The sequence below is a fragment of the Nocardioides zhouii genome (genome assembly GCF_004137345.1).
In the GTDB taxonomy this organism is placed as follows: Bacteria; Actinomycetota; Actinomycetes; order Propionibacteriales; family Nocardioidaceae; genus Nocardioides; species Nocardioides zhouii.
This window is the reverse complement of the sequence record NZ_SDWV01000001.1, coordinates 125,505-151,864: the sequence shown is the minus strand read 5'-3', so window position 1 is coordinate 151,864 and position 26,360 is coordinate 125,505. Positions and strand designations below refer to the sequence as shown.

At 70.6% G+C, this 26,360-nt stretch carries 20 protein-coding genes; 12 read left to right on the top strand and 8 right to left on the bottom strand.

Annotated features, from left to right (window positions below):
* Positions 1-184 precede the first annotated feature (184 nt).
* Complete coding sequence (locus EUA94_RS00725) at positions 185-1,018, top strand: hypothetical protein (protein ID WP_129423696.1); 834 nt, start codon at positions 185-187, stop codon at positions 1,016-1,018.
* 12 nt (positions 1,019-1,030) lie between these two features.
* On the opposite strand, the gene glgB is transcribed toward EUA94_RS00725, so the two are convergent.
* From glgB to EUA94_RS00700, 5 genes are all read right to left on the bottom strand, one after another.
* On the bottom strand, positions 1,031-2,917 hold the full coding sequence (gene glgB, locus EUA94_RS00720) for a 1,4-alpha-glucan branching protein GlgB (RefSeq protein ID WP_242494606.1): 1,887 nt from the start codon (positions 2,915-2,917) through the stop codon (positions 1,031-1,033).
* The gene (locus EUA94_RS00715) at positions 2,914-4,335 is read right to left on the bottom strand and encodes a maltokinase N-terminal cap-like domain-containing protein (protein WP_129423692.1); all 1,422 of its coding nucleotides are present in this window, start codon (positions 4,333-4,335) and stop codon (positions 2,914-2,916) included. The genes glgB and EUA94_RS00715 overlap by 4 nt, the downstream gene beginning before the upstream one ends.
* Entirely contained in the window at positions 4,332-6,071 is a 1,740-nt protein-coding gene (gene treS / locus EUA94_RS00710) for a maltose alpha-D-glucosyltransferase (RefSeq protein WP_129423690.1), read from the bottom strand. Before treS ends, EUA94_RS00715 begins: the two co-directional genes overlap by 4 nt.
* Positions 6,072-6,109: 38 nt before the next feature.
* Positions 6,110-8,083: an alpha-1,4-glucan--maltose-1-phosphate maltosyltransferase gene (locus EUA94_RS00705; protein WP_242494615.1), complete on the bottom strand. Its 1,974-nt coding sequence runs from the start codon at positions 8,081-8,083 to the stop codon at positions 6,110-6,112.
* 107 nt (positions 8,084-8,190) lie between these two features.
* Positions 8,191-11,967 carry a M36 family metallopeptidase gene (locus EUA94_RS00700; RefSeq protein WP_165356751.1) on the bottom strand — a complete coding sequence of 1,259 codons (3,777 nt, stop codon included), beginning with the start codon at positions 11,965-11,967 and terminating at the stop codon, positions 8,191-8,193.
* Positions 11,968-12,059: 92 nt separating this feature from the next.
* On the opposite strand from EUA94_RS00700, the gene glgP reads away from it, so the two are divergent.
* Both glgP and EUA94_RS00690 read left to right on the top strand, forming a co-directional pair.
* Entirely contained in the window at positions 12,060-14,642 is a 2,583-nt protein-coding gene (gene glgP / locus EUA94_RS00695; RefSeq protein WP_129423687.1) for an alpha-glucan family phosphorylase, read from the top strand.
* Between the two features lie 82 nt (positions 14,643-14,724).
* The gene (locus tag EUA94_RS00690) at positions 14,725-15,051 is read left to right on the top strand and encodes a hypothetical protein (protein WP_129423685.1); all 327 of its coding nucleotides are present in this window, start codon (positions 14,725-14,727) and stop codon (positions 15,049-15,051) included.
* 128 nt (positions 15,052-15,179) lie between these two features.
* Here EUA94_RS00690 and EUA94_RS00685 read toward each other — a convergent pair whose 3' ends face one another.
* The gene (locus EUA94_RS00685; protein WP_129423683.1) at positions 15,180-15,548 is read right to left on the bottom strand and encodes a hypothetical protein; all 369 of its coding nucleotides are present in this window, start codon (positions 15,546-15,548) and stop codon (positions 15,180-15,182) included.
* A 116-nt stretch (positions 15,549-15,664) separates the two neighbouring features.
* Here EUA94_RS00685 and EUA94_RS00680 point away from each other — a divergent pair, with 116 nt between their 5' ends.
* On the top strand, positions 15,665-16,063 hold the full coding sequence (locus EUA94_RS00680) for a hypothetical protein (protein WP_129423681.1): 399 nt from the start codon (positions 15,665-15,667) through the stop codon (positions 16,061-16,063).
* Here the strand turns inward: EUA94_RS00680 and glgX are convergent.
* On the bottom strand, positions 16,060-18,240 hold the full coding sequence (gene glgX / locus EUA94_RS00675; RefSeq protein WP_242494605.1) for a glycogen debranching protein GlgX: 2,181 nt from the start codon (positions 18,238-18,240) through the stop codon (positions 16,060-16,062). The two genes, EUA94_RS00680 and glgX, sit on opposite strands and share 4 nt — an antisense overlap.
* A gap of 97 nt (positions 18,241-18,337) precedes the next feature.
* Here glgX and EUA94_RS00670 point away from each other — a divergent pair, with 97 nt between their 5' ends.
* From EUA94_RS00670 to EUA94_RS00645, 6 genes are all read left to right on the top strand, one after another.
* Positions 18,338-19,114 (top strand): enoyl-CoA hydratase/isomerase family protein, encoded by a 777-nt coding sequence (locus tag EUA94_RS00670; protein ID WP_129423677.1) that lies wholly within the window; start codon positions 18,338-18,340, stop codon positions 19,112-19,114.
* A gap of 50 nt (positions 19,115-19,164) precedes the next feature.
* Complete coding sequence (locus EUA94_RS00665; protein ID WP_242494604.1) at positions 19,165-19,464, top strand: hypothetical protein; 300 nt, start codon at positions 19,165-19,167, stop codon at positions 19,462-19,464.
* Between the two features lie 40 nt (positions 19,465-19,504).
* The gene (locus tag EUA94_RS00660) at positions 19,505-20,683 is read left to right on the top strand and encodes an Ig-like domain-containing protein (protein WP_129423673.1); all 1,179 of its coding nucleotides are present in this window, start codon (positions 19,505-19,507) and stop codon (positions 20,681-20,683) included.
* On the top strand, positions 20,683-21,351 hold the full coding sequence (locus EUA94_RS00655) for an Ig-like domain-containing protein (protein ID WP_129423671.1): 669 nt from the start codon (positions 20,683-20,685) through the stop codon (positions 21,349-21,351). Before EUA94_RS00660 ends, EUA94_RS00655 begins: the two co-directional genes overlap by 1 nt.
* A 129-nt stretch (positions 21,352-21,480) precedes the next feature.
* A complete protein-coding gene (locus EUA94_RS00650) occupies positions 21,481-22,263 on the top strand; it encodes an electron transfer flavoprotein subunit beta/FixA family protein (protein ID WP_242494603.1) in 783 nt (260 codons plus the stop codon).
* 22 nt (positions 22,264-22,285) lie between these two features.
* Positions 22,286-23,239 carry an electron transfer flavoprotein subunit alpha/FixB family protein gene (locus tag EUA94_RS00645; protein ID WP_129423667.1) on the top strand — a complete coding sequence of 318 codons (954 nt, stop codon included), beginning with the start codon at positions 22,286-22,288 and terminating at the stop codon, positions 23,237-23,239.
* A gap of 66 nt (positions 23,240-23,305) precedes the next feature.
* On the opposite strand, the gene EUA94_RS00640 is transcribed toward EUA94_RS00645, so the two are convergent.
* The gene (locus tag EUA94_RS00640) at positions 23,306-24,850 is read right to left on the bottom strand and encodes a hypothetical protein (RefSeq protein WP_129423665.1); all 1,545 of its coding nucleotides are present in this window, start codon (positions 24,848-24,850) and stop codon (positions 23,306-23,308) included.
* Between the two features lie 75 nt (positions 24,851-24,925).
* Here EUA94_RS00640 and EUA94_RS00635 point away from each other — a divergent pair, with 75 nt between their 5' ends.
* Positions 24,926-26,176, top strand: a complete 1,251-nt coding sequence (locus tag EUA94_RS00635) for a glutamate-5-semialdehyde dehydrogenase (protein WP_129423663.1) — start codon at positions 24,926-24,928, stop codon at positions 26,174-26,176.
* A gap of 31 nt (positions 26,177-26,207) precedes the next feature.
* Complete coding sequence (locus EUA94_RS21985; protein WP_165356750.1) at positions 26,208-26,357, top strand: hypothetical protein; 150 nt, start codon at positions 26,208-26,210, stop codon at positions 26,355-26,357.
* Positions 26,358-26,360 lie beyond the last annotated feature (3 nt).

Sequence of the window (26,360 nt, the reverse complement as noted above, 5' to 3'; positions counted from 1 at the left end):
TTCCTCCTCCACGGAGGGGAAGGCACGCCTTTTCTGCGGTGGTCTGGACATGGACAGAACTACCGATGACGGGGTCCTCGGATCGTGCCATTACTGGTCTGTTGCCGGGGGAACGTCCAGCACACCAGAAAGGTTTGGTCCACTCATGCAGATGGTGAACAGACTGCGCAGAGGGGTGGCCGTGATGAGTGCAACCGCACTCGCGTGCACGCCTCTCCTGCTCGCACCGATCGGAGCGACTGCCTCGCCCGCACCCACGACGTCACGCGCAGCGACGCCCCACCTCACCGCCACCCTCACCGGGAAGACCATCGAGGTCACCGGTGCCGACCACCTGCGACCGGGCCGGGTGAAGCTCAGCGTCGAAGGCAAGGGCGTCGTGGAGATCGCGATGTTCAAGCGCGGCTACGACGGCGAGGACTTCAACGCCGACATCGGCCTCTTCGGCGCGAAGAACGACATCAAGGCGCTCAAGCACGCCCTGGCCAACACGCAGATCCTCGGCGGCTTCGAGGGCGGCGGGTCGGGCACCGTCGTGCTGCCCAGGGCGGGCTCGTACACGCCGTTCTCGATCGGCAGGCGCGGCGTCGTGCTGGGTGACCCGATCATCGTCCGTGGGGAGAAGCGCGCGTCGTCGACGCCTCGCACCGACGGCAGGATCCTCGCCACGACCGGCCCCGCGTGGGGCGGCTCGACGACCCTGCCGGCGCAGGGCAGGCTCCTGTTCAAGAACAAGGGCAACACGGGCGTCCCGCACTTCCTCGTCCTGCAGCAGGTCGCGGAGGGCACCACCACCGACACCGTGCTGGAGTACCTCCAGAGCGGTGACGAGGGACAGCCGCCCTGGGGACTGCCCGGAGGCATGGAGTCGGCCTCGCTCAGCCCAGGCAGGAGCATGACGGTGGACTACGACCTGCCGGCAGGTCAGTACGTCGTCATGTGCTTCTTCCCCGACCCGAAGATGGACGGCATGCCGCACGCCCTCATGGGGATGCTGGAGATGATCCACCTGACGTAGGTCAGTCCCGGTTCAGGAGGTCGTCTCCTCTGCACGGAACCACACCGTCGCCAGGGGCGGCACCACGATGTCGGCGTACGCCGGCTGGCCGTGGTGGTCGCCCCTGGTGGCCGTGATCGCCCCGAGGTTGCCGACGCCCGAGCCCGCATAGGCCTGGGCGTCGGTGTTGAGCACCTCCGACCACGTGCCGGCCGAGGGCAGCCCGAGGCGGTAGCCCTCGTGGGGCGTGCCGGCGAAGTTGGCGACACAGACGACGTCGGGCTCGCCCGGCGAGCGGCGTACGAACGAGAAGACGTTGCGGCCCGCGTCGTTGGCGTCGATCCACTGGAACCCCGACGGGTCGTTGTCGCGGCCCCACATCGCACCGGACCCGGCGTACGCGGCGTTCATGTCCCGCACCATCGCGTGCACGCCGGAGTGCTCCGGATGCTCGAGCAGCCACCAGTCGAGCTCGCGGCTCTCGGCCCACTCCGACTCCTGGCCGAACTCGCAGCCCATGAAGAGCAGCTGCTTGCCGGGGTGCGCCCACATGAAGGCGAGGTAGGCGCGCAGGTTCGCCAGCTGCTGCCAGCGGTCGCCGGGCATCTTGCGCAGGAGCGAGCCCTTGCCGTGGACGACCTCGTCGTGACTGATCGGCAGGACGTAGTTCTCCGCGAACGCGTAGACCAGGGAGAACGTCAGCTGGCCGTGGTGGTGGCTGCGGTAGAGCGGGTCCTTGGCGACGTAGTTGAGCGAGTCGTGCATCCAGCCCATGTTCCACTTGAAGCCGAAGCCGAGCCCGCCCTCGCTGGTGGGGCCGGTGACGCCGGGCCACGCGGTCGACTCCTCGGCGATCGTGACGATGCCGGGGATGCGCTTGTAGACGGTCGCGTTCATCTCCTGGAGGAACTGGACGGCCTCGAGGTTCTCGCGGCCGCCGTGGATGTTGGGCGACCACTCGCCGTGCTCGCGGGCGTAGTCGAGGTAGAGCATCGACGCGACGCCGTCGACCCGGAGGCCGTCGGCGTGGTACTCCTCGAGCCAGTAGACCGCGTTGGCGTAGAGGAAGTTGCGGACCTCGTTGCGCCCGAAGTTGAAGATGTGGGAGCCCCACTCCTTGTGCCACCCGCGCTGCGGGTTGGGGTCCTCGTACAGCGGGGTGCCGTCGAAGCGCGCCAGCGCCCACTCGTCGGTGGCGAAGTGGCCGGGAACCCAGTCGAGGATCACGCCGACGCCGGCCTGGTGCAGCCGGTCGATGAGCCGCTTGAGGCCGTCGGGGTCGCCGAAGCGGGCGTCGGGGGCGAAGTAGGAGGTGACGTGGTAGCCCCACGACCCGCCGAACGGGTGCTGCATGACGGGCATGAACTCGACGTGCGTGAAGCCGAGGTCGGACACGTAGGGGACCAGCGCGTCGGCAAGCTCGTCCCACGAGTAGAGCTCGCCCGAGTAGTGCTTGCGCCACGACGCCAGGTGCACCTCGTAGGTCGACATCGCCTCGTCGACCGGCTGGCTCGTACGCCGCTTCTCGAGCCACGCGTCGTCGCCCCACTGGTGCTGCGACTTCCAGACCACCGAGGCCGAGCTCGGCGGCTTCTCGGCGTACTGGGCGAGCGGGTCGGCCCGGTCGCCCCACTGGCCGTCGGCGCCGCGCAGGCGGTACTTGTACTGCGCGCCGACGCCGGCGCCGTCGACGTGCACGTGCCAGACGCCCGAGCCGTCGAGCCTGGTCATCGGGTGACGTGAGCCGTCCCAGCCGGCCCACTCGCCGGCCACCTGGAGCTCGAGCGCGTTGGGCGCCCAGACCCGGAATGACGTGCCCGTCTCAGTCACCTGGGCGCCGAGGACGGTCCACAGCTCCTCGTGGCGGCCCTCGCCGATCAGGTGCAGGTCGAGCTCACCGGGTGCGTGCGTGTCGGTCATGACGTGTCTCCCAACGCTGCAAGGGGGATGGACAGCCATCCCGGGCGGTTGCGTGCTTCGTAGACCGCTTCGTAGACGACCTTGTCGGCGAGGTAGGCCTCCAGCAGGGTGCTGGCCGTGCTGTCGAGGTCCTGGCCCCGGTGTGTCGTGTACGCGTCGAGGAAGGCGGCGCGGTTGCGCGCTGCCCACTCCGATGCCCGGTAGGCGCGCTGGTCGGACTCGGCGTCGATGTCTCTCTGCTGGTTGAGGCTGGCGCCACCGGTCATCGCCACGACGCGGGGGGCGTAGTCGAACGACCGGATCATCCCGGCCACGTCGCGCCAGGCCGAGTCGGGCAGGAGACGCTCGGCGAGAGGCTTGGCCGGCTCGCCCTCGAAGTCGACGATCTTCCAGCCCTTGACGGTGCGCAGGGTCTGCCCGAGGTGCAAGTCACCGTGGACCTGCTGGACGTCGATCCCGTCGAGCTCGCGGAGCCGACCGAACGTCTCGCGCAGCCCGCCGGCGTACGGCGCCAGGTCGGGCACCACGTCGAGGGCGGCGTCGAGCCGGCCCTCCATCGCCCCGGCCAGGGCGTCGAGGGCCGCCCCGTCGCGCCGTTCGACCGGGAAGTGCTCCGCCAGGTCGGCGTGCACCTCGGCGAGCGCCACGCCGAGGCGGGCGGCCTCGCCGGCGAAGTCGCCGCCGACCTCGTCGGCGTGCAGGTCGGCCTCGGCGAACAGGTTGCGCACGCTGGCCAGGGCCAGGTCCCAGCCGTCGCTGGCGGTGCGCAGGAACTGCTGGAGCATCGCGAGCTGGATGGTGGAGTAGGTGCCTCCGACCTCGTCATCGACGAGGTCCAGCCAGCCGTACAGTGCCGCGACGTGCGAGGAGCCCGCCTCGGTCAGCACCTGGTGGATCGCGATGTCCGGGTTGACCCCGGGGGTGACCTTGCGGAACACCTTCATCAGCGAGTCCTCGCCGAAGGCGACCGAGGAGTTGGACTGCTCGCCGGAGAAGAGCGTGGAGTGCGCTCCGAGGTCGAACTCGTGCCCCGGCAGGCGGTGGAAGGCCAGCAGCCCGGGACTGTTCGCGCCTTCGGCGACGGCGAACGCGCGCAACCACAGGCCCATCGACTCTCGGTCGTGGAGCGCGTCGTAGACGAATGCGTGGCCGTGGTCCTCGTCGTCCCACTCGCCGACGAAGGCGTGCGAGAGGCGGTCCTGCGGCTCGGCGTAGAGGGCGAGCGGGAGCTGGTAGTAGTCGGTCGTCCCGTCGTCGTACGCGATCTCGGCGAGGTCGATGGCCACGTGGAGGCCGTCGGGTGCGTCGGGCAGCTCGCCCACGCGTCGTACGCCCGCCAGGGTCCACTCGCGACCCTTGCCGCCGAACCACCGGGCGTGGTCGATCAAGCCGCGGAGCTGGTCGTGGGGGATGGTCATCCGGCCACCCCCGAGACGCTGCTCTCGGTGAGCCGCAGCCAGAGGAAGCCGTAGCCGCCGAGCGTCAGCAGGTAGGGGAGCTCGCCGATGGCCGGGAACGGCACGCCGCCGAGCAGCTCGACGGGGACCATGCCCTCCCACTGGCGGAGGTCGAGCTCGACCGGCTGGGGGAAGCGGGAGAGGTTGTTGACGCAGAGGATCACGTCGCGCTCGCCCTCCTGGTCACCCGTCAGGTCGTGCTCGCGGATGTAGGACAGCACGCTCGGGTTGGAGCCGCCGAGGTCGGTGAACCCGCCGAGCCCGAAGGCCGGGTGGCGGCGCCGGGCGTGCACGAGCCGTCGGGTCCAGTGCAGCAGCGAGGAGCTGTTCTCCAGCTGCGCCTCGACGTTGACGGACTGGTAGCCGTAGATCGGGTCCTGCACCGCCGGCAGGTGAAGCTTGCCCGGCGTGGCGGAGGAGAACCCCGCGTTGCGGTCGGGCGTCCACTGCATCGGCGTACGCACGCCGTCGCGGTCTCCGAGCCAGATGTTGTCGCCCATCCCGATCTCGTCGCCGTAGTAGAGGACGGGGGAGCCGGGCAGCGAGAGCAGGAGCGCGGTGAAGAGCTCCATCCGGTTGACGTCGTTGTCGAGGAGCGGGGCCAGTCGTCGCCGGATCCCGATGTTGGCCTTCATGCGTGGGTCGTGGGCGTACTCCGACCACATGTAGTCGCGGTCCTCGTCGGTCACCATCTCGAGGGTGAGCTCGTCGTGGTTGCGCAGGAAGATGCCCCACTGGCAGCCGTCGGGGATCGCCGGCGTCTGCTCGAGGATCTCCGAGATCGGGAAGCGCGACTCGCGGCGTACGGCCATGAAGATGCGCGGCATCACCGGGAAGTGGAACGCCATGTGGCACTCGGTGCCGATCCAGCGACCGTCCTCGGTCTGCTCGGGACCGAAGTACTCGACGACGTCGGCGGGCCACTGGTTGGCCTCGCAGAGGAGCACGCGGCCGGGGTAGTTCTCATCGACGAAGCGGCGGCACTTCTTGAGGAACTCGTGCGTCTCGGGGAGGTTCTCGCCGTTGGTGCCCGGGCGCTCGTAGAGGTAGGGCACCGCGTCGAGGCGGAACCCGTCGAGGCCCATGTCGAGCCAGAAGGCCATCGCCTCCAGCATCGCGTCGTGGACCTGGGGGTTGTCGAAGTTGAGGTCGGGCTGGTGGTGGAAGAACCGGTGCCAGAAGTACTGGCCGCGCTCCTGGTCGTAGGTCCAGTTGGACGGCTCGGTGTCGACGAAGATCACCCGCGCGTCCTGGTAGAGCTCGTCGGTGTCGGACCAGACGTAGAAGTCGCCGTACGGACCCTCGGGGTCGCTGCGACTGGCCTGGAACCACGGGTGCGCGTCACTCGTGTGGTTCATGACGAAGTCGATGATCACCCGGATCCCGCGCTGGTGGCAGGCGTCGAGGAACTCGTGGAAGTCCTCGACGGTGCCGCACTCGGGGAGGATGTTGTTGTAGTCGGCGACGTCGTAGCCGCCGTCACGCAGCGGCGAGGTGAAGAACGGCGGCACCCACAGGCAGTCGACGCCGAGCCACTCGAGGTAGTCGAGCTTCTCGATGAGGCCCTTGAAGTCGCCGGTGCCGTCCCCGTTGGAGTCGCGGAACGAGCGGACCAGCACCTCGTAGAAGACGGCAGTGCGGAACCAGTCGGGTTCGGCATTGAGCACGGCGGTCGCCGCGCCGGCGTCCGCCGGCATCTGTGCCGATGTGGGATGAGCGGGGGTGGACGGGTCGGTCAACGCGTGCTCCTGACACTGATGATGTGGGCAGGCTCGTGGCCGGGGTCGAGGCGGACGTAGTTGTGCCGGTGCCAGCTCCAGTCGGCGCCGGTGATCTCGTCGTGCGCGCCGAAGGAGTCGTGCCACTCGAGGCCGAGCGCGGGCATGTCGAGGTGGATCATCGTCTCCCGGGTGCCGTGGGGGTCCAGGTTGATCACGACGATGACGGTGTCGCTCTGGCCGTCGGGCAGGACGTGGCGCTTGCTGAAGACCAGCACGTGGTCGTCCTCGGCGTGGTGGATCGAGATGTTGCGCAGCAGCTGGAGGGCCGGGTGCTGGCGACGGATCTCGTTGAGCCGGGTGAGGTACGGCGCGAGCGTCGTGCCCTCGGTGTCGTGCTTCTTCCAGTCACGGATCCGGATCTGGAACTTCTCGGTGTCGAGGTACTCCTCCGAGCCGGGCTTCACCGCGACGTGCTCGAACAGCTCGTAGCCGGCGTACACGCCCCAGCTGGGCGAGCCGGTGGCGGCGAGGGCCGCGCGGACCTTGAACGCCGCCGGGCCGCCGTACTGCAGGTAGGCGTGGAGGATGTCGGGGGTGTTGACGAAGAAGTTCGGCCGCATCAGGTGGTCGGACTCGCTCGACACCTCGACGAGGTAGTCCTCGATCTCGCGCTTGCCGGTGCGCCAGGTGAAGTAGGTGTAGCTCTGGTGGTAGCCCACCGAGCCCAGGCCGTGCATCATCGCCGGCTTGGTGAAGGCCTCGGACAGGAACAGCACGTCGGGGTCCGTACGACGTACCTCCGCCAGCAGCCACTCCCAGAACGCGAGGGGTTTGGTGTGGGGGTTGTCGACGCGGAAGATCTTCACGCCGTGGGAGATCCACAGCCGAACGATCCGGAGCACCTCGCGGCAGATGCCGGAGGGGTCGTTGTCGAAGTTGACCGGGTAGATGTCCTGGTACTTCTTCGGCGGGTTCTCGGCGTACGCAATCGTGCCGTCGGCGCGCGTGGTGAAGAACTGGGGGTGGGTGGTCACCCACGGGTGGTCGGGCGCGGCCTGGAGGGCCAGGTCGAGCGCGACCTCGAGGTCGAGCTCCCGGGCCCGCTCGACGAACGCGTCGAAGTCGTCGAACGTGCCGAGCTCGGGGTGGATGGCGTCGTGGCCGCCGTCCTTGCTGCCGATCGCCCACGGTGAGCCGGGGTCGTCGGGGCCGGGGGTGAGGGTGTTGTTGGGGCCCTTGCGGTTGAGCTCGCCGATCGGGTGGATGGGCGGCAGGTAGACGACGTCGAAGCCCATCTCAGCGACCCGGTCGAGGCGCTCGATGGCGGTGATGAAGCTTCCGGAGATGACCTTGCCGGTCTTCTCGTCGCGCGTCGCTCCCTCGGAGCGCGGGAAGAACTCGTACCAGCTGCCGAAGAGGGCGCGGACCCGGTCGGCGCGGAAGCGGAAGGGACCGGTGATCGTGACGAGCTCGCGCAGGGGGTGGGCCAGCAGCACGGCGTCGAGCTCGGGGTCCTGCAGGGCGGCGAGGCGCGCGCCGGCGGGACGCTCGGTGTCCGACGCCGCTGCGATCGCCCCGGCGACGAGGGTCGCGCCGCGCGCGTCGAGCGCGTCGTCACCCGTGGTGGCGGCGACCCGCTCGAGCAGGAGCCGCGCCTCGGTGAACATCAGCTCGACGTCGACGCCGGCGGGGATCTTGATGCCGCCGTCGTGCTGCCACGTCGCGATCGGGTCGGACCAGGAGTGGATCTCGAAGGTCCACTCGCCCTCGACGTCGGGCGTCACGTGGGCCACGTAGCGGTTGGGCTGGTCGCCCTCCAGACGCATGCGCACCGGGGTCCGCCGGCGGCCCGACGGGTCGATCGCGACCACCTCGGCGGCGAGCTGGTCGTGGCCCTCGCGGAACACTGCGGCGCGCACGGGCATGGGCTCACCGACAGTGGCCTTCGCCGATTGGCGACCGAGGTCGACGACAGGTGAAACATCCATCACGGGTATGCGTCCAACCATGACCCCACACTTGCGAACCCGTAGGCCGGGCGCAAGCCGACCGCGGCCCGGGCCACCCCTTGGGACGGCCCGGGCGCGGTGCGGGATCAGCGGCTCTCGGCGACGGTGATGCGGCGCAGCCTGGTCTTCGACCCTGCCAGCGCAGTGGTGTCGGCCGGCACGAACCGGACGCGCACGGTGTTGCTCCGCTTGCGCAGGACCGACTTCTTCACCTTGATGCGGGCCGTGCCACCAGCGGTGGTGACCACCTTGAACTTTTTCTTGTTGATCCGCACGATGAACTTCCCGGCCTCCTTCTCCACCGCGGAGCGGATGGTCAGGAAGAGGACCGGCGCCGGCTTCTGCGGGGTCTGGAAGGCCCGCTTCACGATCATCCGGATGCGCGTCGCCGCGGCCCCGGTGGTCGTGCCCGTTCCGGTGCCGGTGCCCGTGCCGGTGCCTGAACCGCCGGTGCCCGGAGGGGCGGGCTGCGTCGGCAGCGTCGCGTCCTCACCGAACACCTGGAGCTCGGAGGCGTGGACGATCGTGCCTCGGTCGGAGCCTTCCTTGCAGTCGGTCAGCACGGTCGCGCTGGCCGTCTGCTGGCCGGCGTACGCCGCCTGGCCGGTGCACTGGTTCTCCAGCGTGACCAGGCGTACGGCGGCGGCCTGAGTGTCGGGCACGTCGAACGCCCGCATGTTCAGCGTCGGCGCGACCGGGCGGGGCAGCATGCTCGGGAAGGCGTCCGCGGGCGAGGTGTAGAACCGCGTCCACGTGGCATCGCCCGACTCGCAGCCCGCGGTGCACGCCTCGAGGGCGAACTGGCGCAGTGCGGTGAATCGCGAGCCCGAGTCCGGGTCCTCCTGCGCGAGCGGGAGGTCGGTCGGCGAGGCCGGGGCCGGGGTGAGGTAGGCGCTCACCTGGACCCGCTTCACGGTGCTCACCGCGCCAGCGAGGTCGACCGAGACCGACGGGTTCGACTCGTCGACCTGGGCCTCGGTCACGCCGCCCCAGTTGGTCGCCTCGGTGCCGTCGATCAGCGCCTCGGGGTTGAGCGAGCCCTCGGTGGAGCCCAGGACCGTCGCGCCGGCCGCCGCCGAGGCCAGGTTGACCACGTCGCCCAGTGTCTCGGTGCGGTCGCCGCCACCGGGCAGGACCGTCATGGTCCAGCGGGTGAAGCCGCGGTCCGGGGACACCGCCACCATGTCGTACGTGCCGGGGGTGAAGGCCGCGCCGGCACCCAGCGCGGTCGTCGGGTCGGTGTCGGCGACCGGGGTCACCCGGGCCTCGTAGTCACCGACGTAGATCTTCGCCTTGCCGGTTGTGGCGAACGTGATCGTCGGGCTCGAGCCCGTCGGCGTGGCGAAGCTCGGCGTCGGCTCGTCGTCGTCGGCGTCGGCCACCGTGGCGTCGACACCCATCCCGCGGCGGGCAAAGGCGGCCCACATGGTGCTCGTGTTCGCCCCGCCGAAGCGCATCTGGTCGGCGGCGATCATGGCGTCGCGGGCGTCGAGCATCGACGTGGCGCCCTGCTGGAGCAGGAAGGCGTCGAACATCAGCTGGACCCACCGGCGGTTTCCCGGGCAGGCGTCGGCCGCGCGCGGCGTGGCCGCGGCCGTCGCGTCGGCACAGGCGAGCTGCAGGGCCTTGTCGGCGTACGGGAACTGGGCGTCGTACTTCTCGACGAGGGCCTGGCGGACCTCCCACATCGTGCCGTTCCAGATCTCGCCATCGGCGTGCACCTCGGTGCCGGTGGTGTCGAAGCCGTAGTCGGAGTAGTTCAGCGGGTTCTGGTCGATCGAGTAGTCGCGGATCGCGGTCTCCGTGTTGCCGGTGGCGTAGGCGCCCACGGCCCAGACGTTGCCGCCGTTGCTGTAGCCGTGCGCGAACTGGTACTCGCCGGCGACCAGGTCGCCCCACGACTCACCCATCGCGCCACCCTGCTCGGACGTCAGCCCCTCGTCGGGACCGGCGACCATGCGGTTGCTGATGGCGTGGGTGTACTCGTGGCCGACGATGCCCATGTCGAGGCCGCCGTCGGTGCACGGCGCGTAGAAGGCGCCCGCGATGGGCTCGAAGAGGTACTGGTTCGTGATGCCGGGCGTGCCGTCCTGCAGCGTGACCTGGTTGGCGTTGTCGCGGCCGAGGAAGCTCGGGCTGCCGCCGGAGATCGCGCCGGCCTGGGCGTTGCCGACCTCCTGGTCGCCGCCGACGCCGCCACGGCTGCCGTTGTCGAGCTGGAGGTTGTAGTTCTCCTCGGTGAAGCCGAGGTAGTAGGAGTAGTCGTGCATCCGGTTGTGCGCGACGAAGAGGTTGCCGACCGAGGCGTTGATGTCGTTGCCGCCCGGGACGAGCTCGGCGACGTCGCACCGGCTGTTGTTCCAGCGGTCCTCGAAGCCCTCGGTGTACTCGCGGGTCGGGGACAGCGGCGCCTGGGCGAGGCCGCCGGGGGTCAGCGGGCTGAGCCAGGCCTCGTGCGTGTTGGCGTTGTTGCCGACGGTCGTGAAGGTCGACAGCGGGCCGATGGTGTCCCACGGGCCGAAGGCGGCCACGTTGCGCAGCTCGCCCGGAGGCGTCGTGCAGTCCGGGGCGGTGGGCCGCCAGCACCCGACGACCGAGTTGGTGCCGTCACTGTTCGGGTTGGCGGTGAAGTAGCGCCACTTCGGGTTGCCGGTCAGGTCGCCGGTGCCGGGGGCCGCGGTGTCGCCGGTGGAGACCGCGACGGCGTACTGCCCGACGACGATCGAGGCGGCGTCGAAGGCGCAGACCTCCACCGAGTAGGTGCCCGAGGGGATCGAGGCGGCCGAGTAGGTCACGGCCTCGGGGTTGGTGGCGGTGTCACCGGAGGCCAGGACGGTGCTGCCCTTGACGATCCGGACGACGAAGTCGTCGACCGGCGCGCCCACGGCGACGGCGCTGATCGTCTTCGTGAGGTCGTCGGTGAGCTCGAACGAGTGCTTGCCGCACACGGTGGGGGTCACGGTGCCCTGGAAGACGTCGTTGTAGACGAAGTTCTCGGACTTGTTGTGGCGGGCGAGCACGTCACCCGTGACCGCGTCGACGAGGCTGGTGAACGCGAGCGAGGCCGCGCCGGCGACGTTGACCACGTTGGCCTCGAGGACCGGTCGTACGGTGCCGTCGGCCATCGGCAGGGCCCGTAGGCGCACCTGCTGCTTTTGGGCGAAGCCGGGGACGGTCAGCCGGGTCCAGCCTCCGCTCACGGTCTTCGTGATGTCCGCGACCTCGACGTCGGCCAGGACCGACAGGTCGCCGGCCGCCTTCAGCCAGCCCTGGAGGGGCGTGAGGGACGCGGCGGGCATCGCGCTCGTCGTACGCGCCAGGGACGAGGAGACGTACGCGACCTTGCCGTCCGCGACGCCGACGGTGACCAGGCCGCCGAGGGCGGGGGCGACCCCGCCGAAGTCCTGGCGGAACAGCACGGCCCGGGCGTCGGACTGGGCGAGCTTCTGCGAGCTGACGAGCTCGAGCCCGTCGACAGCGGGGGCGGACATGCCGAAGAGGGCGGCGTGGTCGCGCAGCCAGCCGCGGGCGGCCACGTCGGGGGCGCCGGTCGCGGCCCCGAGGCTGCCGCTGGCAGGGAGGATCGAGGCGGGAGTGCCGAGGGTGTTCCAGCGGGCGGTGACGTCTCCCAGCGCTGCGACGGCCTGGCGCTGGACGGTGGTCGGCACCGCGGTGCCGCGCTCGTCGGTGTCGCTCGGCCCGGCGACCGGGTCACCGAACGTACGGATGTCCGGCGGCGTCTTGCCGGGGGTGATCGTCTCTGGCTCGGCGGTGGCCGGCGAGGCGATCGTGGCGAGGGTGGAGATCGCGAGGAGCGATGCGACCGCGAGGGATGTGCGGCCGAGACGGCGGCGAGAGGTCATGCTGCGACAACTGCCGGAGGTGCGCGCAGGTTACTGACCAGTTCGCGACACGCGCTTGGATCGTTCCAAGAAATGCCCTAGCGTGCTCGATCGTGCGAGCGTTCCGACGATTCACCGTCCGTCCTGTCCTGCCCGAGCCCCTCGGCACCCTGTCCGTGCTGGCGGGCAACCTCCGCTGGTCGTGGCACCCACCGACGCAGGACGTCTTCGCGTCCATCGACCCGACGCTGTGGCGCGACGTGGCCGGCGACCCGGTCCGGTTCCTCGGAGCGATCGGCCGGGAGCGGCTCGACGAGCTGGTCGACGACGCCGACTTCCGGGCCCGCCTCGACGCGGCGCACGACGACCTGCAGCGCTACCTGTCCGATGACCGCTGGTACGCCCGCAAGGCCGGCGCCGACGCGCCGCGTGCCATCGCCTACTTCTCCTCAGAGTTCGGCATCGCCGCCGTGCTGCCCCAGTACTCCGGCGGCCTCGGCATCCTCGCCGGCGACCACCTGAAGGCGTCCTCCGACCTGGGCATCCCACTGGTCGGGGTCGGCCTGTTCTACCGCCACGGCTACTTCAAACAGGCGCTCGACCGCGACGGCTGGCAGCAGGAGAGCTACCCCGTCCTGGACCCCGACGAGCTCCCCCTGACCCAGCTCCGCGAGTCCGACGGCAGCCGCGCCACGGTGTCGATCGCGCTTCCCGACGGACCGGACCTGGTGGCCCGGATCCTCGTCGCGCAGGTCGGCCGGGTCCCCCTGCTGCTCCTCGACACCGACATCGAGGAGAACAGCGCCCACTACCGCGACGTCACCGACCGGCTGTACGGCGGCAACTCCGAGCACCGGCTGCGCCAGGAGCTCCTGCTCGGCGTCGGCGGCGTACGCGCCCTGCGGGTGTGGTCGCGCATCACCGGCGCCCCCGCTCCGGAGGTGTTCCACGCCAACGAGGGCCATGCGGGCTTCCTCGGCATCGAGCGGATCCGCGAGCTCACGGTCGGCGACGACGGTCCCCACGTCGACTTCGACACCGCGCTCGAGGTCACCCGCGCCGGCACCGTCTTCACGACCCACACGCCGGTCCCGGCCGGCATCGACCGCTTCCCGCGCGAGCTGGTCTCGCAGTACTTCGGCGGCAACTCGCCCACGCCCGGCGTGCCGGTCGACCGGATCCTCGCGCTCGGCGCCGAGGACTACGACAGCGGCGACGCCGGTGTCTTCAACATGGCGGTGATGGGCTTCCGCCTGGCCCAGCGCGCCAACGGCGTCTCCGAGCTGCACGGTCACGTGTCGCGCGGGATGTTCAACGGCCTGTGGCCGGCGTTCGACGAGGCCGAGGTGCCGATCACGTCGATCACCAACGGCGTGCACGGCCCGTCCTGGATCGCCCGCGAGGTCATCGAGCTCGCGGCCAGCCGCGGCGCCGACATCGACGGCGACGACACCGACGCCCTCTGGCCGCTCGTCGACCAGTTCGGCGACCGGGAGATCTGGGACCTCAAGCGCACCCTGCGCACCCGCTTCATCGAGGACGCGCGCGACCGGATGAAGAAGTCGGCGGCCAAGCGGGGCTTCGCTCCCACCGAGACCACCTGGATCGACACCGCGCTCGACCCCGACATCCTGACCATCGGCTTCGCGCGTCGCGTGCCGACGTACAAGCGCCTCACGCTGATGTTGCGCGACCCTGACCGCCTCAAGGCGCTGCTGCTCGACCCCGAGCGCCCGATCCAGTTGGTCATCGCCGGCAAGGCGCACCCGGCCGACGAGACGGGCAAGCGGCTGATCCAGGAGATGGTGCGCTTCGCCGACGACCCGGCGGTGCGGCACCGGATCGCGTTCCTGCCCAATTACGACATCGCCATGGCGCAGCCGCTCTACCCCGGCTGCGACGTGTGGCTCAACAACCCGCTGCGCCCGTACGAGGCGTGCGGCACGTCGGGCATGAAGGCTGCGCTCAACGGTGGCCTCAACCTCTCGATCCTCGACGGCTGGTGGGACGAGTGGTACGACGGCACCAACGGCTGGGCGATCCCGTCCGCCGACGGCATCGTCGACGCCGACCGTCGTGACGACCTCGAGGCCAACGCGCTCTACGACCTGCTCGAGACCGACGTCGTGCCGCGCTTCTACGAGACGAACGACGAGGGCGTCCCGCCGCGCTGGCTGGAGATGGTGCGGCACACGCTGAAGTCGCTCGGCCCCAAGGTGCTCGCCACCCGCCAGGTCCGTGACTACGTGCGCGAGCTGTACGCCCCCGCCGCGCAGACGACGCGCTCGCTCAACTCCGACTACGCCGGTGCCCACGAGCTGTCCGGCTGGAAGCAGTCGGTGCGCGCGGCGTGGCCGGGCGTCCGGGTCGAGCACATCGACTCCGAGGGCGTCGGCGACCAGGCCGAGGTCGGCGCCACGCTCGCCGTCCGTGCGTGGGTGGCCCTCGGCTCCCTCTCCGCCGACGACGTCGAGGTGCAGGTCGTGCACGGCCGGATCGGGTCCGACGACGTGCTCACCGCCACCTCGACCACGCCGATGTCGGTGGGGGAGTCCTACGACGGCAACCGCCACCGCTTCGACGCCACCGTCCCGCTCACGACGTCCGGCCCCTTCGGCTACACCGTCCGCGTCGTCCCGCGCAACGCGGCCCTTGCCTCGGTCGCCGAGCTCGGGCTGGTGGCCGAGCCGGCCTGAGCTTCTCCAGTGGACGCCTGACAACCCCTGCTCGCGGGATATGCCGTTGCCACGCGAGGAGGGGCTCGCGAGGATCGGGCCCATGGTCATGACCGTGCCGCCCGCCATCCTCCAGCCGTTCCTCGCCGCCGCCGATGCGGCTGCTGCTGTGCGGCCGGAGGTGGACGGTGACCTCGCCCGCGAGCTGATGGGCGAGGCGGCGGCGATGCTGCACAACAGCCTGGCCCTCGACCACCTCGACGAGCACGACCTGGGAGTGGCCGTCGCCACCCTCGCCACGGCGCTCGTTGCGCCGGACCCGACGGAGGCCGTACGCGCGTGTGCTGCGGCCCCGTCCGCCGCGGGGCTTCACGACCCGGAGGGCGTACGCGCGGCGTACCTCGTGACGGTCCAGGTGCTCGGGCTCTGAGCCGTGCCCATCAACGGACCGAACGTCCGCTCGGTCCGTCCCGACGATCGTGGACCTCGGTGTTGTCTGCGCGTTCGGTCCGTTCGTCGGCTTGACCGGGCGGGCGGGTCCGCGCGTCTACGACACCGTCAGGCGAAGGCCAGCCACAGGCCGATCGCGGTGGGTACGACGCCGAGCAGGAGCCAGGGCGAAAGGATCCGCTTGCCGTGGATGGCGAGGCCGGTCGCGACGGCGATGGCGCCGAAGATCCCGGCGATGACGGTGAGCCCGATCTTCGAGGTGTCGGGCACGTCGTCGATCATCACGGCGGCGACCACAAGGCCGACGACGAGGTGGATGATCGTGGTCACGGCGAGCACCGACATCACCCAGCGCTGGACGCGGGCGAGGTCGCGGGCGTCCTTCTCGGGGTCCTTGATGACCTGCCGCGGCGCATTCATGTCGAGGAGGTGGCCGCGGCCCTTCTCCTGACGACGGGACGGAACGCTGCTGGCCATGGGACCAGTGTCCCAGCCCGCGAGCCGGCGCGGCGATTCGGTGCAGACTGCGCAGGTGCGAGATCCTCGACCGGGCCGCCCGCCTGACCGACGAGCAGCTCGATGCCCCGATCGAGATGCCGATCGGCACCATCGACGACGACATGACGATCCGGTCGGTGTGCGGCCGCCTCGTCGGCCAGCTCGCGCAGTGGAGCGCCGCGGCCACGCAGCGGTCGTACGACTGGGACCAGGAGCGCGGCCAGTCGGTGACCACCCTGCGCCGCGAGCTGGCGGAGGAGGGGCCCGCGTTCCTCGCCCAGGCGCGTACGACGGTCGAGGAGGGCCGCCTCGACGACACGTTCGTCGACGTCACCTGCGAGCCGCCGAGGGTCTTCACCTACGGCGGGATGATCGCCCACGTGCTGACCTTCGCGGCCGTCCGGCGGCTCGTGGTGCTCGGCGCCCTCGAGACCCTCGGGATCACCGACCTCGACGCCGGCGACCCCGCCCAGTGGGTGGCCGAGCCGGCCTAGGTCTGGCGCAGCACCAGCACCGACTGCGCCTGCAGCTCCAGCGAGCTGCCGGCCAGGATGGGCGTGCCGATGGCGAGCTCGGCGTTGGTCGACAGCACGACCTCGCCGTGGTGCACCCACTGGTTGTCGGGGAGGGTGAGCTTGGCGTCGTCGGGGCCGGCGTTGAGCCAGATCATGAAGGACTTGTCGCGCACCTGCTCGCCGCGCGGGCCGGGGTAGCGCAGCGGCGCCCCGTTGAGGAACATCCCGACGATGCGGCCCGAGTCGTCGTTCCAGTCGCTGGTCGACATCTCGCGGCCGCTGGGGTGCACCCAGACCAGGTCCTTGATGCCGCCCTTGATGGTGGGTCGGCCCTCGAACCAGTGTCGCTGGCGCAGCGCCGGGTGCTCGCGGCGCAGCCGCAGCGCGGTCTTGGTGATCTCGTAGACGTCGAGCCACGCGTCGTCGGATCGCCAGTCGATCCACGACGTCTCGTTGTCCTGGCCGTAGGCGTTGTTGTTGCCGCCCTGCGTCCGGCCGCGCTCGTCGCCCGCGGTCAGCATCGGCACACCGCTGGAGAAGCAGAGCGTCGCCATCAGGTTCGCGGCCTGCCGGCGACGCAGCGCGATGATCTCCGCGTCGTCGGTCTCGCCCTCCACGCCGTGGTTCCACGACCGGTTGTTGTCGGTGCCGTCGCGGTTGTCCTCGCCGTTGGCCTCGTTGTGCTTGTCGTTGTAGGACACGAGGTCGCGCAGCGTGAAGCCGTCGTGGGCGGTGACGAAGTTGACCGAGGCGTACGGCGAGCGGCCGTCGTCGGCGTACAGGTCGCTCGACCCGGCCAGCCGCGTCGCCACCGTGCGTACGCCGGCGGAGTGCCCGCGCCAGAAGTCCCGCATCGTGTCGCGGAACTGGTCGTTCCACTCGATCCACGGGGGCGGGAACTCGCCCACCCGATAGCCGTCCATCGAGGCGTCCCACGGCTCCGCGACGAGCTTGACGTGCCGGAGCACGGGGTCCTGCCCGATCGCGGTGATCAGGTGGCTGCCCATGTCGACCACCTGGTTGGTGCGGGTCAGGGCGCTCATCAGGTCGAAGCGGAAGCCGTCGACGTGCATCTCGTTGACCCAGTAGCGCAGCGAGTCGAGGATCATCCGCAGGCTCTGGGTGTGCGTCGCGTCGACGGTGTTGCCGCAGCCGGTGACGTCCCAGTAGGTGTCGGACATCGGCTTGTCGCCGGCCTTCTTCGGCGGCGGGTGGACCACCCGCTGGTAGTAGCCCAGGTCGTCGAGGCCGCGGAAGCTGAGCGTCGGGCCCGTCGGACCGGCCTCGGCGGTGTGGTTGTAGACCACGTCGAGGATGACCTCGAGCCCGGCGCGGTGGAAGGCGCGCACCATCTCCTTGAACTCGGTGACCTGCTGGCCGCGGTCGCCCGCGGCGCTGTAGGAGTTGTGCGGGGCGAAGAAGCCCAGTGAGTTGTATCCCCAGTAGTTGACCAGCCCGTTCGCCGAGAGGGCCGGCTCGGAGAAGAACTGGTGCACCGGGAGGAGCTCGACGGCCGTGACGCCAAGGTCCTTGAGGTAGTCGGTGACGGCAGGCGTCGCGAGGCCGGCGTACGTCCCGCGCAGGTGTTCGGGCACGCGGTCGTGCAGGGCGGTCATGCCCTTGACGTGCATCTCGTAGATGACGGTGTCGCGCCAGCGGCGGTGCGGTGCCGTGTCGGCGCCCCACTGGAACTCGTCGTAGACCACCACGCTGCGCGGCACGAAGGGCGCCGAGTCGAGGTCGCTCTTCGTCGCGGGCGCGGCGGGGACGTAGTCGAAGATCGCGTCGTCGACGACCAGCTCGCCGGAGACGGCCTTGGCGTAGGGGTCGAGCAGCAGCTTGGCGGAGTTGAACCGCAGGCCGGCCGCGGGGTCCCACGGTCCTGCGGCGCGGTAGCCGTAGCACGTTCCCGGGGCGACACGCGGCAGGGCGCCGTGCCAGACGCCGAGCGTCGACTCACTGAGCAGGTGCCGCTCCTCGACGCCGTCCTCGTCGAACAGGCAGACCCACAGCTCCTCGGCCTTGGGGGCGTACACCGCGAAGTTGGTCGACTCGTGCGACCAGGTCGCGCCCAGGGGGAAGTGGCGACCGGGCCAGACCTCTCGCGTCTCGCCGTCGTGGTTCCAGACTGGTGTCGTGTCGGGGGGCGGTGTCACCGGGTCATTGTGGTGGACAAGGCGCACGGCACAATGCGACATCTCACTCGCGTCACACATTTCCTGACGCCGGGACCACCACGATGAGGAGCACACCATGGAGTTCGTCTCGATCGACGTGACCGACGGGGTCGGCGTCCTGCGGCTCGACCGGCCGAAGATGAACGCCATCAGCCTGCAGGTGCAGGCCGACCTGCGTGAGGCCGCCGCCGAGCTCGCCGAGCGTGACGACGTACGCGCCGTGGTGCTGTGGGGCGGCGAGCGTGTCTTCGCCGCCGGCAACGACGTCAAGGAGATGGTGGACCTGTCGTACGCCGAGATGGTGAAGGTCGCCACGTCGGCCAGCTCGGCCACCACGGCCATTGCGCGGATCCCCAAGCCGGTGATCGCCGCCGTCAACGGGTACGCCCTGGGCGGGGGCTGCGAGCTGGCGCTATCGGCAGACCTGCGCTTCGCCGCAGAGGACGCGGTCTTCGGCCAGCCCGAGGTGCTCCTCGGGATCATCCCGGGCGCGGGCGGTACGCAGCGCCTCACCCGCCTGGTCGGCCCGGCGAGGGCGAAGGACCTGATCTTCACCGGCCGCTTCGTCAAGGCCGACGAGGCGCTCCGGATCGGCCTGGTCGACCGGGTGGTCCCGGCCGAGAAGGTCCTCGAGGAGGCCGTTGCCTACGCCGCGCAGTTCAGCGGGGGCGCTGCGCTCGCGATTCGGGCCGCCAAGGAGTGCATCGACCGGGGCAGCGAGACCGACCTCGACACGGGCCTGGAGATCGAGCGCCAGCAGTTCGCCGCGATCTTCGCGACCGAAGACCGTACCCGCGGCATGACCTCGTTCGTTGACAACGGACCGGGCAAGGCGAGTTTCGTGGGACGGTGATCCCCGCTCGACCACACACGACCGGCACGAACTGAGGAGAACGACCTGTGGTGACGAAGATCCGGGCACGCGTGGCCCAGCTCATCTGGCTGGTGTGCGTCCTGGCCGCCCTGCTGCTGGCCGTGGGGGCGCTGCTGATCGCGCTCGACGCCAACCGCTCCAACGTCGCGGTGGACTTCGTCCTCCGCGCGGCCGACTACGTCGACCTCGACGTCTTCTCCCGCAAGGACGGCATCAAGCAGTTCCAGGGCGACGGCGCCCAGGTCAAGAACGCGCTCTTCAACTGGGGACTCGGCGCGATCGCCTACCTGGTCGTGGGTCGCATCCTCGACCGGATCATCAAGCCCTGATCCCACCGGGCGGCGCCTCGGAGCGTCTATCGTCAGGGGCATGATGACGTTCTCCGTACGCACCCGGTCCCGCCGCGCCGCCGCGGCGGTCGCTTCCGGTTCGCTCGCCGTCGTTGCCCTGGCGGCGCTTCCGCCCGCCGCCGAGGCGGTGAGTCCGTCGATCGACTACACCTGCACCGCGGACGGGCTCGGCACCTTCACCCTGCCGGTCGTCCTCGACACCAACGCCCCGCCGCGGATGATCACGGGCCAGTCGACGCAGTTGATCGTCACGGCGAAGGCCACGCTGCCCGGTGAGACGGCGAAGGCGATCGCCGCCAAGCCGGCAACCCAGGTCGAGGCGACGCTGACCTCGAGCGTCACCTTCGGTACGGCGGCGGCCAACCCCGTCCTGAACGTCCCCAGGACGGCGCTCAACGACCAGACGGTCCCCACGGCGGTCTTGCTCAACGGTGCCTCGGCTCCCTTCACGTACACCGCCCCTCCGACCCCGTCGACCCTCGAGGTCTCCGCCGGCAGGATCACCGGATCGCTGCGGTTCTTCAACAACAACGTGGCCGCGGGCGACGCAGCGATCTCCTGCGAGGCGCCCAACGGCAAGCCGCCCGTCATCGACACGATCGCAGTCGCTGCCTCCACGACCACGACGCTGACGCTCGCGAGGGCCACGGCGACGTACGGCCAGGACGTCAACGCCTCGGCCAAGGTCGTGGCGTCGTCCGGCACCCCGGCGGGAGAGGTCGTGTTCTTCGTCGACGGGATCGTGACCCGCGCGAAGGTCGACAAGGACGGGATCGCGTCGCTCGTGCTGCCGGACGCGGCCGTCGGTGCCCACAGCATCGTGGCGACCTTCGCGCCGACGGACCTGGCGGCGTTCGTCGGCAGCTCGTCGGCTGCTCAGGCCTGGACCGTGGCCAAGGCCGAGACCAAGGTGCGGATCCCCGTCACCGGCAGGACCACGAACTCCGTCACCCGCGTGGGCGTGAAGGCAGCGGGCGTGTACGGCACCGTGCCGACCGGCAAGGTGCAGCTCAAGGTCAAGCGCCTCGGCAAGCCCGGCAAGTGGCTCAAGAGCCGCACGCTCAGCGACGCCGGCACCGCGCAGATCCGCCTCGGCGTGCTGGCCCAGGGGCGTTACCGCGTCGTGGTGACCTACCGCGGTGACGTCAACCACCTCGCCGAGCGGAAGACCAAGACCTTCAAGGTCGCGCGCCGCTGATGGTCGGGTCCCGTGCCGCCGGCACCGTCGCACTCCTCGTCCTCGCGGGCGCGGCGTCGGCAGTGCCTGCGTACGGCGCCCCGACGTCGACGACCACGCTGGTGCTGAGCACGGTGCAGTCGGCGTACGGCCAGACCGTGACCGCGTCGGCGCACGTGGACACCCCCGGCGGACCCGCAGAGGGGGACGTCACGTTCACGATCGACGGCAGCGTGATCAAGGCCAACCTCAGGGCGGACGGCAGTGCGAGCGCGGTGTTGCCGCGCGCGCTCGTGGGGGAGCACCCGGTGTCCGCGACGTTCGCCCCGCAGTTCCCCGACCGGCAGGCGAGCAGCGCGTCCCCGACCGTCACGTGGGTGGTCAGTCAGGTGCGCACCCGCCTCCAGGTGCGGGTGACGGGGCGCGGCGCACGCATCCCCACCTCCGTGGTCGTGACGGCGGCGGGGGAGTACGGCACGCGCCCGACGGGTCCGGTGACCGTGACCGTCCGTCATCTCGGAACCGGCACGATCACGCCGCGTGAGCGCACGCTCGACACGACCGGAGCCGCGCTCGCCCGGTTCGGCATCCTCCGCACGGGCACGTACCGCCTGCGGGTGACGTACGCCGGCGACGGCCAGCACCTCGCGGAGCGCCACTCCGAGAAGTTCGCGGTCCGGCAACGCTGAGCGAGGGCTGTGAGCCACTCCACCCGGAACGGCATTCCGTGCCGGGGTGACTGGCTAGTAACCTCGCAAGCACATCCGAGTCCACAGGAGGGGCCGCGAGGCCACACCACCATGAACATTGTTGTCTGTGTGAAGCACGTGCCGGACGCCACGGCCGACCGGAAGTTCGAGGACGACTTCACCGTCGACCGCGTCGGTGTCGATGGCCTGTTGTCCGAGCTGGACGAGTACGCCGTCGAGCAGGCCCTGCAGTTCCGCGAGAAGCGTGAGGGTGAGGAGATCACCGTCACCGCGCTCACGGTCGGCCCCGAGAAGGCCGCCGACGCGGTGCGCAAGGCGCTGCAGATGGGTGCCGACTCCGGTGTCCATGTCGTCGACGACGCGATCGCCGGCTCCGACTACATCGCCACCTCGCTGGTGCTGGCCAAGGCCGTCGAGAAGATCAAGGCCGACGCCGGTGCCGACCTCGTGATCTGCGGGATGGCGTCGACCGACGCGTCGGGCTCCGTCGTCCCCGCGATGCTCGCCGAGCGCCTCGGCCTGCCGCAGGTCACGCTCGCCTCCGTGATCGAGTCGCAGGGCGACCAGATCCGGATCAAGCGCGACAACGAGGGTTCGACCGAGGTCATCGGCGCGACGCTCCCGATCGTCCTGAGCGTGACCGACCAGTCGGGCGAGGCCCGCTACCCGTCGTTCAAGGGCATCATGGCCGCGAAGAAGAAGCCGCTCGAGACCTGGTCGCTGTCCGACCTGGGTGTCGACGCCGGCGAGGTCGGCCTGTCGGTCGCCTGGTCGCAGGTGGAGGACACCACCGAGCGCCCGCCGCGTACGGCCGGCGAGATCGTCACCGACGAGGACGGCTCGGGCGCTGGCGCGCTTGTCGACTTCCTCGCGTCCAAGAAGTTCATCTGAGACCGGGAAGAGGAGCGAGAACATGTCTGAAGTCCTGGTAGTCGTCGACCACGCCGACGGCGAGGTCAAGAAGCCCACCTACGAGCTGCTCACGATCGCGAAGCGCCTCGGCGAGCCGGCCGCAGTGTTCTTCGGCTCGCCCGAGCAGGGCGACGCCGTGGCCGAGAAGGTCAAGAAGTACGGCGCCGCGAAGGTCTACGTGATCGACGACGCGCAGATCAAGGGGTTCCTCGTCGCGCCGAAGGCCGAGGCCCTGCAGCAGCTGGTCGAGAAGACCTCTCCGGCCGCGATCCTGCTGCCCTCGACCTTCGAGAACAAGGAGGTCGCCGCGCGCCTGGCGATCAAGATCGGCTCCGGGCTGATCACCGACGCCGTCGACGTGCAGGAGGGCGGCGTCACCACGCAGAGCGTGTTCGCCGGCAACTTCACCGTGCAGGCCAAGGTCACGCAGGGCACGCCGATCATCACCGTCAAGCCGAACTCGGCCGCTCCCGAGGAGTCCGAGGGTGCCGGGACGGTCGAGGCGTTCGCCGCGACCATCAGCGACGGCGCGAAGACCGCGCAGATCGTGGCCACCCAGCCGCGCCAGTCCACCGGTCGCCCCGAGCTGACCGAGGCGGCCATCGTGGTCTCCGGCGGTCGTGGCACCGGCGGCAACTTCGAGCCCGTCGAGGGCTTCGCCGACAGCCTCGGCGCAGCGGTCGGCGCCTCGCGCGCAGCGGTCGACTCGGGCTGGATGCCACACGCGTTCCAGGTCGGCCAGACCGGCAAGACGGTCTCGCCCCAGCTCTACGTCGCCAACGGCATCTCCGGTGCGATCCAGCACCGCGCCGGCATGCAGACGTCGAAGACGATCGTCGCGGTCAACAAGGACCCCGAGGCGCCGATCTTCGAGCTCGTCGACTTCGGCGTCGTGGGTGACCTGCACACGGTCCTGCCCGCCGCGACCGAGAAGGTCAAGGAGCGCAAGGGCTGAGCCCAGCACCACCGCGTACGACGGCCCGGCAGGCGATCTGCCGGGCCGTCCGCGCGTCCGGGCCCGTCAGAAACGCTTGATCCGCACCGTCCAGCCGCTGTCGCGCCGCACGATCCGCACAGCCTGGCCCAGGTCGATGCGGGTGCTCCTCATGTCGAAGTGGAGGGGCAGGTAGTAACCCGGTTCGGCCTCCGAGCACCGGCCGGTGGTCCGCGCCGCGTACCGCCCCAGCCGCTTCGTGCCGGTCGCGGAGACGCGCCGCAGGAGTGTCGGCCACCGCCGCGAGCCTGCCTCCGCGAGCAGCTGCACGGCTGCCCGGGGACCGTCGGGGACCACGACGTCGCACCGCCCCGTGATCCCGCCGGGCAGGCTCACGACGCCGAGCTCGGCCGAGATGACGTGGGTGCTGGTCGGTCCGGGCACGGCGACGTAGCGACCGTCGGGTGAGTTGCCGACCGGGCGCTCACCCATCCGTAGCGCCCTCCACGCCAGGCCGTCGCGCGTGGTGAGCACCACGTTGCTGTCCCCGCACTGCAGGACGATGGCGAGGACGGCGAGCGGCGTCTCGATGAGGTTGTTGCCCCACTGGCACGGGGTGCGCGACCTGTGCACCGTGGTCACCGGTCCCCATGCCTGGGCGGCCGGGTCGTAGCGCTGGGCGCGCACCTGCCGGCCGACACGTGACCCGAGTGCGACGAGAGGAAGCCCGGGCGCCGTGAAGAAGTCGGTGGAGAGCACTCCGCTGACGTCCTCGAGCCCCGGCGCGTCGATGGGAGCGATCTGGGTGACCGACCACGGCGAGCCGGCGTCTGGACGGGAGACCACCGCGCGCCCCTCCGGGTAGTGGACGTCGCCCACCCAGGCGGTGTCCGCGTCGATGTTGGCGATCAAGGTGTGCCAGCACTCACTGCGCAGAGGAAGGTCCTGGCGCGCGGGTGAGCCGTCGCCGGTCCGCGTGAGCACGACGAGACTGCAGGCATCGCCGGACGTGATGCCGTACAGGTAGGACACCAGTGCGGCGTCGTTGATGGTGGCCGTTGCGCCCGTCTCCCGGTCGGGCGTGGCCAGCACGTGCGGCGCGAACCCGGCCGCGGTGTGGGTGACGTACCCGTCCGCCATCGGCCAGACCGCGTTGAGGCCGTCGGGGGAGATGCCGGGCTCCTCGCCCGCCTCGCCCTCGAGCTCGTACGCCGACCAGGTGACCGCGTCGGGGGACCAGAGGGCGCGAGCGTCGGGCGTCGGCGTCGACTCGTCCCCCATGCCGCCGATGTCGCAGTGGGCCAGGACCGCCACCGCTCCGTTCGCCGTGCGCGCGTCGACGTCGTCGCACTGGCCCTTCGTCGTCTTCAGGACCAGCAGGCGTGGGCCCCAGACGCCGGCCGCCGCATCGCGCCGGCGCGACCAGACCCTGCGTCCGTCGCTGTCCTCCGCCCACACCCGCAACAGGTCGCCGTCGGCGAGCGTGAGCTCGACGCCGGTCTCGATGTCGCGTGGCAGCTCGGCCGTTGCCGCCACCGCGAATGTCGCCGGCGGAGTGGCGTCCACGGTCGCGACGGTCATGACTGCTGCGGCCGTCGCCAGTGCGACGACCAGCCCGGTGTAGCGCGACATGGAGGGAGGGTAGTCCCGGTCCACGCGCCACCGCGCTCGACGCCCCGGACGCCTCACCGGCCTACGCTGTGCGGCATGAGCAGCGAGGAGGACGTCCGCGAGGTCGCCACCCGGGCGAGGACGGCCAGCCATGTCCTCGCCACGGCCACCCGGGCGACCAAGGACGCCGCGCTGCACGCGATGGCCGACGCGCTGCTCGCCGCCGAAGCCGATGTGCTGGCCGCCAATGCCGAGGACGTCGCGCGCGCCGAGTCCGGCGGCACCCCGGCCAACATCGTCGACCGGCTGCGTCTCGACACCAACCGGCTCGCGGCGATGGCGCAGGGACTGCGCGACGTCGCGGCGCTGCCGGACCCGGTGGGCGAGGTGCTGCGCGGCAGCACGCTGGCCAACGGCCTCGAGTTGCGGCAGGTACGGGTGCCGTTCGGCGTCGTCGGAATGATCTACGAGGCCCGACCCAACGTCACCGCCGATGCTGCCGGGATCTGCCTCAAGGCCGGCAACGCCGTGCTGCTGCGGGGCTCGTCCAGTGCCCGGTCGAGCAATGCCGCCCTCGTTGCGGCGATGCGCGGGGCGCTGGCCGGCACCGGCCTGCCGGAGGACGTCGTACAGCTGGTGCCGGGGGAGACCCACGACAGCGTGAAGGCCCTGATGCGGGCCCGCGGGCTGGTCGACGTGCTGATCCCGCGCGGCGGCGCGGGCCTGATCCGGAGCGTCGTCGAGGAGTCCACGGTCCCGGTGATCGAGACCGGGGTGGGCAACTGCCACGTGTACGTCGACGCGTCCGCCGACCTCGAGCAGGCGCTCGCGATCGTGCTCAACGCCAAGACCCAACGTACGAGCGTGTGCAACGCGGCCGAGTCGCTGCTCGTGCACCGCGACGTCGCCGACGAGTTCCTCCCGACGGTCGTCGAGGCCCTGCAGGCCGCGGGGGTACTGGTCCACGGCGACCCCGCCTTCGCTGAGTACGACGACGTGGTGCCGGCGACCGACGAGGACCACGCGGCCGAGTTCCTGGCCATGGAGATCTCGGCGGCAGTGGTCGACGACGTCGAGGGTGCCATCGAGCACATCCGGCGCTACTCCTCCGGCCACACCGAGGCGATCCTGGCGCGGGACCAGGCCACCATCCGACGCTTCGTCGCGGCCGTCGACTCCGCCGCCGTGGTCGTCAACGCCTCCACCCGGTTCACTGACGGCGGCGAGTTCGGCTTCGGCGCCGAGATCGGGATCTCGACCCAGAAGCTGCACGCCCGCGGCCCGATGGGGCTGCCCGAGATGACCTCGAGCAAGTACGTCGTGGTCGGTGACGGGCACGTGCGCTGAGGCGCACCGGCCGGGCCGATAGGATGCGCGCATGCTGAACTCCCTGATCGTCCTCGCCGCCGAGGCGGAGCACGGCGACCCCGTGGTGAGCCCCTACCTCGTGGGCGCGATCGCCCTCGGCCTGCTCCTCGTGCTGTTGGCGGCCGTCGTCTCCTTCGGTGGCGGACGCGAGCACAGCTGATCC

Excerpts from the sequence above, each read along its gene's own strand:
- EUA94_RS00725 (WP_129423696.1), top strand. The coding sequence starts at position 185 with ATGAGTGCAACCGCACTCGCGTGCACGCCTCTCCTGCTCGCACCGATC.
- glgB (WP_242494606.1), bottom strand. The coding sequence starts at position 2,917 with ATGACCGACACGCACGCACCCGGTGAGCTCGACCTGCACCTGATCGGC.
- EUA94_RS00715 (WP_129423692.1), bottom strand. The coding sequence starts at position 4,335 with ATGACCATCCCCCACGACCAGCTCCGCGGCTTGATCGACCACGCCCGG.
- treS (WP_129423690.1), bottom strand. The coding sequence starts at position 6,071 with ATGCCGGCGGACGCCGGCGCGGCGACCGCCGTGCTCAATGCCGAACCC.
- EUA94_RS00705 (WP_242494615.1), bottom strand. The coding sequence starts at position 8,083 with ATGGATGTTTCACCTGTCGTCGACCTCGGTCGCCAATCGGCGAAGGCC.
- EUA94_RS00700 (WP_165356751.1), bottom strand. The coding sequence starts at position 11,967 with ATGACCTCTCGCCGCCGTCTCGGCCGCACATCCCTCGCGGTCGCATCG.
- EUA94_RS00690 (WP_129423685.1), top strand. The coding sequence starts at position 14,725 with ATGGTCATGACCGTGCCGCCCGCCATCCTCCAGCCGTTCCTCGCCGCC.
- EUA94_RS00685 (WP_129423683.1), bottom strand. The coding sequence starts at position 15,548 with ATGGCCAGCAGCGTTCCGTCCCGTCGTCAGGAGAAGGGCCGCGGCCAC.
- EUA94_RS00680 (WP_129423681.1), top strand. The coding sequence starts at position 15,665 with ATGCCGATCGGCACCATCGACGACGACATGACGATCCGGTCGGTGTGC.
- EUA94_RS00670 (WP_129423677.1), top strand. The coding sequence starts at position 18,338 with ATGGAGTTCGTCTCGATCGACGTGACCGACGGGGTCGGCGTCCTGCGG.
- EUA94_RS00660 (WP_129423673.1), top strand. The coding sequence starts at position 19,505 with ATGATGACGTTCTCCGTACGCACCCGGTCCCGCCGCGCCGCCGCGGCG.
- EUA94_RS00655 (WP_129423671.1), top strand. The coding sequence starts at position 20,683 with ATGGTCGGGTCCCGTGCCGCCGGCACCGTCGCACTCCTCGTCCTCGCG.
- EUA94_RS00645 (WP_129423667.1), top strand. The coding sequence starts at position 22,286 with ATGTCTGAAGTCCTGGTAGTCGTCGACCACGCCGACGGCGAGGTCAAG.
- EUA94_RS00640 (WP_129423665.1), bottom strand. The coding sequence starts at position 24,850 with ATGTCGCGCTACACCGGGCTGGTCGTCGCACTGGCGACGGCCGCAGCA.
- EUA94_RS00635 (WP_129423663.1), top strand. The coding sequence starts at position 24,926 with ATGAGCAGCGAGGAGGACGTCCGCGAGGTCGCCACCCGGGCGAGGACG.
- EUA94_RS21985 (WP_165356750.1), top strand. The coding sequence starts at position 26,208 with ATGCTGAACTCCCTGATCGTCCTCGCCGCCGAGGCGGAGCACGGCGAC.